At 71.9% G+C, this 9,701-nt stretch carries 9 protein-coding genes; 4 read left to right on the top strand and 5 right to left on the bottom strand.

Annotation, left to right across the window (positions count from 1 at the left end):
* The first annotated feature begins 104 nt into the window (after positions 1-104).
* The gene (locus AB0B89_RS32110; RefSeq protein WP_358560284.1) at positions 105-824 is read left to right on the top strand and encodes a sulfite exporter TauE/SafE family protein; all 720 of its coding nucleotides are present in this window, start codon (positions 105-107) and stop codon (positions 822-824) included.
* A gap of 17 nt (positions 825-841) precedes the next feature.
* Here the strand turns inward: AB0B89_RS32110 and recQ are convergent, their stop codons facing one another.
* Together recQ and AB0B89_RS32100 are read right to left on the bottom strand one after the other, a co-directional pair.
* On the bottom strand, positions 842-2,680 hold the full coding sequence (gene recQ, locus AB0B89_RS32105) for a DNA helicase RecQ (RefSeq protein ID WP_358560282.1): 1,839 nt from the start codon (positions 2,678-2,680) through the stop codon (positions 842-844).
* Between the two features lie 110 nt (positions 2,681-2,790).
* Positions 2,791-3,096, bottom strand: coding sequence for a hypothetical protein (locus tag AB0B89_RS32100; protein ID WP_358560280.1), 306 nt, complete (start codon positions 3,094-3,096; stop codon positions 2,791-2,793).
* Positions 3,097-3,552: 456 nt separating this feature from the next.
* Between AB0B89_RS32100 and aspS the strand changes: the two genes are divergently transcribed.
* Positions 3,553-4,842 (top strand): aspartate--tRNA(Asn) ligase, encoded by a 1,290-nt coding sequence (gene aspS, locus AB0B89_RS32095; protein WP_358560278.1) that lies wholly within the window; start codon positions 3,553-3,555, stop codon positions 4,840-4,842.
* Between the two features lie 90 nt (positions 4,843-4,932).
* Entirely contained in the window at positions 4,933-5,847 is a 915-nt protein-coding gene (locus tag AB0B89_RS32090) for an aldose 1-epimerase family protein (RefSeq protein ID WP_358560276.1), read from the top strand.
* 67 nt (positions 5,848-5,914) lie between these two features.
* On the opposite strand, the gene AB0B89_RS32085 is transcribed toward AB0B89_RS32090, so the two are convergent.
* On the bottom strand, positions 5,915-6,388 hold the full coding sequence (locus AB0B89_RS32085) for a hemerythrin domain-containing protein (protein WP_358560274.1): 474 nt from the start codon (positions 6,386-6,388) through the stop codon (positions 5,915-5,917).
* A gap of 75 nt (positions 6,389-6,463) precedes the next feature.
* Between AB0B89_RS32085 and AB0B89_RS32080 the strand changes: the two genes are divergently transcribed.
* On the top strand, positions 6,464-7,588 hold the full coding sequence (locus AB0B89_RS32080; RefSeq protein WP_358560272.1) for an acetate kinase: 1,125 nt from the start codon (positions 6,464-6,466) through the stop codon (positions 7,586-7,588).
* On the opposite strand, the gene AB0B89_RS32075 is transcribed toward AB0B89_RS32080, so the two are convergent.
* Both AB0B89_RS32075 and AB0B89_RS32070 read right to left on the bottom strand, forming a co-directional pair.
* Positions 7,581-8,852: an FAD-dependent oxidoreductase gene (locus tag AB0B89_RS32075; RefSeq protein WP_358560270.1), complete on the bottom strand. Its 1,272-nt coding sequence runs from the start codon at positions 8,850-8,852 to the stop codon at positions 7,581-7,583. The two genes, AB0B89_RS32080 and AB0B89_RS32075, sit on opposite strands and share 8 nt — an antisense overlap.
* A partial coding sequence (locus AB0B89_RS32070) for an FAD-dependent oxidoreductase (RefSeq protein ID WP_358560268.1) occupies positions 8,849-9,701 on the bottom strand: 853 nt, incomplete at its 5' end. The genes AB0B89_RS32070 and AB0B89_RS32075, both read right to left, overlap by 4 nt.

Below are 9,701 nucleotides of genomic sequence, written 5' to 3'. Positions count from 1 at the left end.
ATGTCCCACCCGAACAAACCGGCGTTGATCAGGGAGAGCAAAGCAAGCAGCACGACAGCAGGTCAAACAACCAATCTGCGTGCGAGCCACAACCGTTCTGCGGCGTGTTGATCGCCAGGGCGTTCGGCGACGGCCAGGACGTCCAGGAAGTGATCCAGAAGGCCCTGGGCGTCGCGCTCCTGATCGCCGCGACGGGCCTTGCCATACGGGGCTATCTCGCGATGAAGGACCGGGCCGAGGGCCGTACCGCGGCGACCGGCCGGCGTACCGCGGAGCCGGGCGAACCCGCCGCGACCGGCCTGCCCGCCGTCACCGTGCGCCGGGTCCCGACCGTCCTGATCGGCGTCGTGGGCGGGCTGGTGGTCGGCATGACCTCCGTCGGCTCCGGCTCACTGATCATCGTGGCGCTGCTGGCCGTGTATCCGCGGCTCAAGGCCAACCAGCTCGTCGGAACCGACCTGGTGCAGGCGGTGCCGCTCGTCATGTCCGCCGCGTTGGGCCACCTGCTGTTCGGCGACTTCAAGCTCTCGGTCACCGCCGCCCTGCTCGTCGGATCCATCCCCGGCGTCTACATCGGCTCGCGGATCTCCTCCCGCGCCCCCGGCGGGCTGATCCGCCGCGCGCTGGCGTTCGTGCTGCTGGCCTCGGCGCTGAAGATGTTCGGCGTCGGCAACACCGTCACGGTCTGGGTGCTCGTCGGCGTCCTGCTCGCGGCCCCGCTCTTCTGGATGCTCCTGCGCACCCGGCACGGCCTCCCCGCGCTCCCCTGGGCGCCCACCACCGCCGGCGAGGAGACCGCCGCCGCCAGGAAGACCGACGAATGAGCTGACGCCCCGGCCGGTCACGCCGCCAGGGTGTCCAGGATCTGCTGGCCGTACTTCGCCAGTTTGTTCTCGCCGACACCGCTCATCTTGCCGAGCTCGGCCAGCGAGGACGGCGACCCTGTCGCGATCTCGCGCAGGGTCGCGTCGTGGAAGACGACGTAGGCGGGCACGCCCTGCTCCTTGGCGGTGGCGGCCCGCCAGGCACGGAGCCGTTCGAAGACGGCCACGGCCTCCTCGGGCAGCTCGGCGGCGGGGGCCGTGCGGCGGGTCTTGGCGGCCCCTGGAAGCTTGGCCGGGCGCTCGGGCTCGCGGCGCAGCGGCACCTCGCGCCGCCTGCCGAGCACCTCGCCGCTCGCCTCGGTGAGCACCAGCGTGCCGTAGTCTCCCTCGACCCCGAGCAGGCCCTGGGCCAGGAGCTGGCGCACCACGCCACGCCACTCGACCTCGCTCAGCTCGGTGCCGATGCCGAACACGGTCAGGGAGTCGTGGTCGAACTGGACGACCTTGGGGGTCCTCTTGCCGAGCAGGATGTCGATGATCTGGCCGGCGCCGAACTTCTGGCGCCGCTCGCGCGCCAGACGGACCACGGTGGACAGGAGCTTCTGGGCGGCGATCGTGCCGTCCCAGGACTCCGGCGGCGACAGGCACGTGTCGCAGTTGCCGCAGGCGCCGCTCTGCTGCCCGAAGTACGCGAGAAGGCGCACGCGCCGGCACTCGACCGTCTCGCAGAGCGCGAGCATGGCGTCGAGGTGCCCGCCGAGGCGGCGGCGGTGACCGTCGTCGCCCTCGGAGGTGTCGATCATCTTGCGCTGCTGCACCACGTCCTGCAAGCCGTAGGCCAGCCAGGCCGTGGAGGGCAGGCCGTCGCGCCCGGCACGACCGGTCTCCTGGTAGTAGCCCTCGATGGACTTGGGCAGGTCGAGATGGGCGACGAAGCGCACATCGGGCTTGTCGATGCCCATGCCGAAGGCGATGGTCGCGACCATGACGATGCCGTCCTCACGCAGGAAGCGCGCCTGGTTCGCGGCTCGGGTGCGCGCGTCGAGCCCCGCGTGGTACGGCAGCGCGGGGATGCCGTTCTCGACGAGGAACTCGGCGGTCTTGTCGACGGACGCCCGTGACAAGCAGTAGACGATGCCCGCGTCGCCGGGATGCTCGCCGCGCAGCAGCTTGAGCAACTGGCGCCTGGGCTCGCTCTTGGGCGCGATGCGGTATTGGATGTTGGGGCGGTCGAAGCTGGCCACGAAATGGCGTGCTTCCCGCAGGTTGAGCCGGGCGGCGATCTCGGCGTGGGTGGCCTCGGTGGCGGTGGCGGTGAGCGCGATGCGAGGGACGTCGGGCCAGCGCTCGTGCAACATCGAAAGGGCCAGGTAGTCGGGCCGGAAGTCGTGCCCCCACTGCGCCACGCAGTGGGCCTCGTCGATGGCGAACAGGGAGATCGTGCCCCGGTCGAGCAGCCGCAGCGTCGAGTCGACGCGCAGGCGCTCGGGCGCGAGGTAGAGCAGGTCGAGCTCGCCCGCCACGAAGGCGGACTCGACCTGCCGCCGCTCGTCGGGATCCTGCGTGGAGTTGAGGAACCCCGCGCGCACGCCGAGTGCCGTGAGGGCGTGGACCTGGTCCTGCATGAGGGCGATCAGCGGTGAGACGACGACGCCGACGCCCTCGCGCACGAGCGCGGGGATCTGGTAGCACAGCGACTTGCCGCCGCCGGTCGGCATGAGCACGAGCGCGTCACGGCCCTCGACGACGTGATCGATGATCTCCTGCTGGCCTTCGCGGAACGACTTGTAGCCGAAGACGCGGTTCAGCACGCGCAGCGCGTCGCTCGCCTCAAGGCCGTTGTCGGGGGAGGTCATCGCGTCATTCTACGAGCATCGGCCCGCCATGACGGGCGACAAGAGGCGAGCTGTGGACAAGGTGCCGTCGTCCACAGGAGGGCAGGCGGGGGACCCCCGCCATGCCGTCCTCAGATGCGGAAGACCCTTCCGCTGATGTAGTCGGCGAGCACCAGCGCCGCGCCCTCGGCGTCGGTCACCGGGTGCCGCTTCTCGGCGGACTGCCAGGAGTAGTAGGCGCCGCCGTACCCCACGAAGACCCACAACGGCAGGCCCACGTCCGGGCGGTGCACGAGCAGCGCGGGCATGCTGGCCCGGAGGTCGGCGTCCACGCCGAGACCGGTCAGATGGTCACGCAGCCGCAGCAGTTTGGTCCACTCCTCGGTGACCTCGGAAGCGATGCCGCCGGCCGCCTCCTTCACGATGATCGCGTCCATGCCGTTCCTTCCCCGAATTTTGCCTAATTCAAGACAAACACCGCATCTCACTCAAGAAGACCCCTCTGCCGCCCCTCAGTGACGGCACACCCTCCCCCTAAGCGGTAATTCATCCCGAAATACACACCACCTGGCCTTTTAGCCGCAGGGGTACCGGGAGTCACGCTGATCAGGGAGATAGGATTCTGTGCAACACGACGACGGAGACGAGTAGCTCCGGGGTCGCGCGAGTCCAGAGAGCCGCCGGCAGCTGTGAAGGCGGTCTCGCGTCCCGGGTGAAGACCCTCCTGAGTGCGGGGAGGAACGGCGCGGAACGCCCAATGCCCCGCCGGCCGGCCCCCGTCATCGGGCCGTTCGAGGCCGCCGCCGAGGCGGCGGCGAAAGCGCGGTGGCACCGGGAGTCCCCTTCTCCCCCGCGCTCCCAAGGGATCGCTCATATTCCCGCAGGAGTGTGAAATGATCTCGCGAGTTCTCGCCGCCGACCTGCCCATGCACGTCGGCCACCACGTCCGTCTCGCCGGCTGGCTGCACCGCCGCCGCGACCTGAAATCCGTCTCCTTCCTCGTGCTCAGGGACCGCTCCGGGCTCGCGCAGGTCGTCCTGCGCGAACCCCACCCGCACCTGGCCGAGGAGACCGTCATCGAGGTGACGGGAACGGTCGCCGCCAACGCGCAGGCTCCCGGCGGCGCCGAACTGGTCGGCCCTGCGGTCGAGGTGCTCTCGGCCCCGGTCGAACCGCCGCCCTTCGACCTGTACCGGCCCGTCGTGGGCGGCACGCTGCCCACGATCCTCGACCACGCCCCGGTGGCGCTGCGGCATCCGCGCCTGCGGGCTCCGTTCGAGATCGCCGCCGCGGGCGTGGCCGGGTTCCGGGCCACGCTCGACGGGCTGGGGTTCGTCGAGACGTCCACGCCCAAGATCGTCGCCTCGGCGACGGAGTCGGGCGCCAACGTGTTCGGCATCGACTACTTCGGAAAGCCCGCCTTCCTGGCCCAGTCGCCGCAGTTCTTCAAGCAGGCGCTGGTGGGGGTGTTCGAGCGGGTGTACGAGGTGGGGCCCGTCTTCCGGGCGGAGCCGCACGACACGGCCAGGCACCTCGCCCAGTACACGAGCCTTGACGCCGAGCTGGGCTTCGTCGGCGACCATCGCGACGTCATGGCCGTGCTCACGAAGGCCGTCGCCGGCATGCACGCGTCCGTCGAAGAACGGGCCGGAGCCGCCACCGCCCTGCTGGAGATCGCCATCCCGAGCGTGCCGGAGGAGATTCCGGCGATCCACTTCGCGGACGCGCAGGAGCTCCTGGCCCGCCACACCGGGGAGGACCCGCGCGGCGAGCCCGACCTCGCGCCCGCCCACGAGCGCCGGCTCGGCGAGTGGGCCCTGCGCGAACACGGCTCGGAGTTCCTGTTCGTCACGGGATATCCCATGGTGAAGCGCCCGTTCTACACCCATCCCGACCCCGAGAGGCCCGAGTACTCCCGCAGTTTCGACCTGCTCTTCCGTGGCCTGGAGCTGGTCACGGGAGGCCAGCGGCTGCACCGTCACGCCGACTACCTGGCCGCCCTGTCCGCCCGGGGCGAGGACCCGAATGCCTACGAGGGGTACCTGGCCGCCTTCGCCCACGGCATGCCTCCCCACGGCGGCTTCGCGATCGGGCTGGAACGCTGGACCTCGCGCCTGACGGGCGCCGCGAACGTCCGCCAGACCACCCTGTTCCCGCGCGACCTGCACCGCCTGAGCCCCTGACCGCAGGCCCGCCCGGCGCCCGGCACCGCGACATCCCCAGCGGTGCCGGGACGTCGGCGGACATGTAACGCCATAGTGTTCAATTGCCTGGTGACGACGATCGCGCCTACCGGGGCCCAGCACAGCATCGAGGCCGGCGGCTTCCAGGCCGTCGTCACCGAGGTCGGGGCGGGCCTGCGGAGCCTGACCCACGGGGGACGGCCGCTCATCGTCGGCTACCCCGAGGACCACGCCCCGTTCGGCTCGGCGGGGCTGCCCCTGATCCCCTGGCCGAACCGCGTCGAGGACGGGCGGTACACGTTCGACGGCCAGGAGCGGCAACTCGCGCTGACCGAGCCCAGGACCGGCAACGCCGCGCACGGCTTCTCACGATCGTTCCCATGGCGGGTCGTCGCGCGCGAGGAGGGGTCGGTGGCGCTCGGGCTGCGGCTGTTCCCGCAGATCGGCTACCCCCACATCCTCGACCTCACCGTCACCTACACGCTGAGCCCGTACGGCCTCGCGGTCGAGACGACCGCCCGTAACGTCGGGGACACCGCCGCGCCGTACGGCTTCGGAGCCCATCCGTACCTCACGCTCGGGGAGCCCGTCGACGCCGCCGTGCTCGAACTTCCCGCCGCACAGTGGCTTCCGGTGAACGAACGCAAGATCCCCGTCGGCAGGCGCGACGTCGAGGGCACCGAGTACGACTTCAGGACCGCCCGCCCGATCGGCGAGACGGTGCTCGACACCGCGTTCACCGGCCTGGCACGCGGCGCCGACGGGCTCGTCCGCGTCAGGCTCACCGCCGGGGACGGCTCACGCGGCGTCGAGCTGTGGGGGGCCGAGGGCATCGACTGGCTCCAGCTCTACACGGGCGACACCCTGGCCGGAGAGCAGCGCCGAGCCGGGCTCGCCGTCGAGCCGATGAGCTGCCCGCCCAACGCCTTCCGCACCGGCGAGGACGTCGTCCGGCTCGCCCCCGGAGACGAGGTCGCCCACCGCTGGGGCATCGGCCCGATCTAGCCCGACTCCCTGCCGATGGGCCCCCGAACAGCGGCGTCGACACCGGTTCGGATACCGGCGACAGGCTCTACTGCTTGGCGCTCCTCACCTTGAGGGGGTCGCCGGGCGCGTCGGCCTTGGCCTTCTCCATCCGCTCGCCCAGCTCCTGGAGCTTCTTGCGGCCCATGGCCTCCCGCACCTGCGGGAACCACTCCTCTTCCTCTTCCTCCACGTGGTGGCGGACGTTCTCGATCAGGACGGTCACCTTCGCGTCGTACCGCTCATCCTCGGGGTCGAGGTCCTTGAGCTCCGACAGCATCCACACCACGACGTGGTGCTCCTCCACGCTCTCCAGGACGTGGTCGGTGGTCTCGGGGACGTCCTGACGAGCCTCCGGGTAGAAGATCTCCTCTTCGATGTAGGCATGGGTGGTGAGCTCGTGGATGATCTGATCGACGATCTGCCGCTTCTCCTTGTAAGCTCGCTCACCCGCCTTCTCGAACTGCTTGAACAGCTTCTCCACGGTCTTGTGGTCGTCCTTCAGGAGCACGATGGCGTCCATCGAGCCGCCTTCCCCTCGTAGGTGTGGTCGGGTCGTTAGAGCGCTACCTCCTGTGAGCGATTTAAACGTGTGAGCATGGGGATGCCTCGGACCGTGTCCCCTGTCGCGCTGACCGTCAATGCCGGGTCCTCCAGCCTGCGGCTCGACCTGGTCCGCGACGACGAGGTGATCCACGAGCTGTACGTCGAGCGGCAGGCCCCCGGCCCGTCCGCCATCGACCGCACCATCGAGGGATTCCTGGGCGACGCCCCCCCGTGCGAGGTCGCCGTGGCCGCTCACCGGCTCGTGCACGGCGGCGACGCCGTACGCGCTCCGACGGTCGCGGACGACGGCGTGCTGGAGGCGGTGCGGCGGTTCGCCGACCTGGCGCCCCAGCACGTGCCGCCCGCCCTCGCGCTGGTCGAGGCCGCCCGGCGCCGGTTGCCCGGCGTCCCGCAGGTGCTGTGCCCGGACACCGCCTTCCACGCGCGCATGCCCGAGGTCGCCGCGACGTACGCCCTGCCCGCCGGCTGGCGGAGCACGTACGGGCTGCGCCGCTACGGCTTCCACGGCCTCTCGTACGCCTGGGCGCTTCAGCGGGCGGCACGGCTTCTCGGGCGCCCGGCCGAGACGACGCAGGCGGTCCTCGCCCACCTGGGCGGCGGGTCGTCGGTGTGCGCGGTGCGCGACGGCGGCAGCGTGGACACCTCGATGGGCTTCACCCCGCTGGAGGGGGTGCCCATGAGCACCCGGTCCGGAAGCGTCGATCCCGGCATGCTCCTGTGGCTGCTGTCCGGCGAGCGGCTCACGCTGGACGAGCTGAGCGACGGGCTGCAGCACAGGTCGGGGCTGCTCGGGCTGTCGGACGGTAGGTCGGGCGACACCCGCGACCTGGTGGCCGCCGGTGACCCGGCGTCGGCGCTGGCGCTCGCGGTGTTCGCCCACAGGGTGGGCCGCGAGATGGCCGCCGCCGCGACCAGCCTCGACCGGCTGGACGCGCTGGTGTTCACCGGCGAGATCGGCTGGGACCAGCCGGAGGTCCGCCACGACGTGTGCCAGAGGCTCGGGCTCCTCGGCATCGTGCCGCCGGCCCGCGACCAGGTGGACGACGATATGATCGTCAGCGCGCCGGGCGCGGACGTTCCCGTGCTGGTGGTCAGGCCACGCGAGGAGCTGCAGCTCGCCCGCGAGGCCCTGGCCACGGTGTCCCGGATCACCTGACGGTGATCGTGACCGGCCCTCGCTCGGGGTTGACGGCGGCACGCCAGGCGGCCGGGATGTAGATCGGGCGGTTCGGTACGAGCGTGCGGCGCGCGACCTGCCGGTGCAGCGTCCGCCCGTCCTGGACGATCTCGACGGCGGGCCTGGGCACGAACCGGGCGGTCCACAGGATGAACCGGTCACGCGGGGGCGGCGGCCCGGCGGGACCCACCCGCCCCGGAGCAACCCATTTGAGCGGTTCGCGCACGTGGACCGGCACCCCGGCCGCCTCGGGCACGCCCGAGAGGTACGCGGTCACCGAACCCGCGACGTGGCGCCCGTCGAGCGCCACCGCGTCGGCCGTCTCGACCGGATGCAGGAGGTTGCCGGCCGCGAATACCCCGGGCACCGACGTCCGCAGGGCGGTGTCGACGGACGGCCCCCGGGTCCCCGGGTCGACCGCGAGTCCACCGCGCCTGGCCAGCTCGTAGTCGGGCACCCAGTCGCCGGTGAACACGATCGTGTCGGCCTCGATCACCTCGGTGCGCCCGTCGGCACGCCGTACCTCGACGCCCTGGAGCCTGCCCCGGCCGATCAGCCGGGTCACCGTGGTCCCGGTGAGCAGGGGGAACCGGTAGCGCACCCCGGCGCCGAGCCGGAAGGCCGCGTACGACTGCTGGCGCGGCAGGTCGGTCACCATGGCGGCGACCTTCACCCCGGCGTGGTCGAGGGTCATCACGGCGGAGTAGCTGACGTGCTCCGCGCCGACGATCACCGCGCGGCGTCCCACACTCTGCCCGCGCAGGTAGACCGTCTGCTGGAGCATGCCGGTGGTGTAGACGCCCGCCGGGCGCGAGCCGGGGACGAGCCGGGCGCTGCGCGGGCGCTCCCGCGCCCCCGTGGCGAGCACGACGGCCCGGGCGGTGATCCTCTCCAGGCCCGAAGGGCTGGTCGTCTCCAGCGTGAGGGGGCCCGCCCAGCCGGTCGCCGTCACGCCCGTACGGACGGTGGCGCCGGACGCGGTGGCGAGCCCGGTGTAGTGCCGGGCGTAGGCGGGGCCCGTCATCAGGCGGTGCAGGTCGCGGATCCCGTACCCGGTGTGGTGGGAGTGGCGCGGGATGCCTCCGGCCTGCTCCTCCCTGTCGATCACCTCCACGGGACCGGCGCCGGCGCGCGCCAGCTCGGCGGCGGCGGCCAGGCCGGCGGGCCCGGCCCCGACGATGAGGACCTCGACGGACCGCTCGCGGCGGCCTGGGGAGGCGGGTGGGATCTCGGGAGTCGTCATGGGCGTGTCCCGCCGGAAGTCGTCTCGGTGTCCGGGCGCGCGTCCCCGGTACGTGCGTGGCCGTCGCCGTCCGCGTGGACCTGGCCCCCGGTGGAGGCGGCCGGGGGGTGGTCGAACAGCTCCCGTACCTCGGCCCCGCAGTAGAACCCCTGGCACCGGCCGTTCAGCGCCCGGGTCCTGCGGCGCAGGCCGTCGAGGGTCCGTGGCGGGAGGGCGCTTCCCATGGCGTCGCGGATCTCCGCCCGGGTGACCCGCTCGCAGTGGCACGCGATGCGCCCGTAGTCGGGGTCGGCGGCGATGAGGTCCGCCCGCTGGTACGGGCGCGGGAACGCCTCGCCGATGTTGGGCATCCGGGGTGGTTCGAGCTCGCGGCGCGGCCCTGCGGCGAGTCCTGCCTCCACCAGCAGGCCCATCACATGCTCGGCGATGGCCAGGGAAGCGGTCAGACCGGTGGACCGGATGCCGCCCACGCAGACGTACCGCTGCTCGGGATGGGAGCGGAGCTGGTAGTCACCGTGCTCGGTCGCCGCGCGCAGCCCCGCGTACACCGCGCTGACCTCCTCGTCGAGGAGCGCGGGCATGATCTTCTCGCCCTTGTCCCGCAGGAACGCCAGGCCATCGGACGAGGAGCCGGTGTCGGTCTTGTCGGTCAGGTCCTCGGCGGTCGGCCCGAGCATGACGTTCCCGTACACGGTCGGGGCGACCAGGACGCCCTTGCCGCGCGCGGTCGGGACGGGCAGCAGGATGTGGTTCACCAGCGGGCGGGCCAGCTTGTCGAACACGATCAGCTCGCCCCTGCGGGGCGTCACGGTGAACCCCCGGTGCCCGAACCGCCGGTCGAGCTCGTCG

This window comes from Sphaerisporangium sp. NPDC049002 (genome assembly GCF_040649355.1).
GTDB lineage: Bacteria > Actinomycetota > Actinomycetes > Streptosporangiales > Streptosporangiaceae > Sphaerisporangium.
The sequence above is the reverse complement of the archived record's forward strand: the minus strand, read 5'-3'. Positions and strand labels throughout refer to the sequence as shown.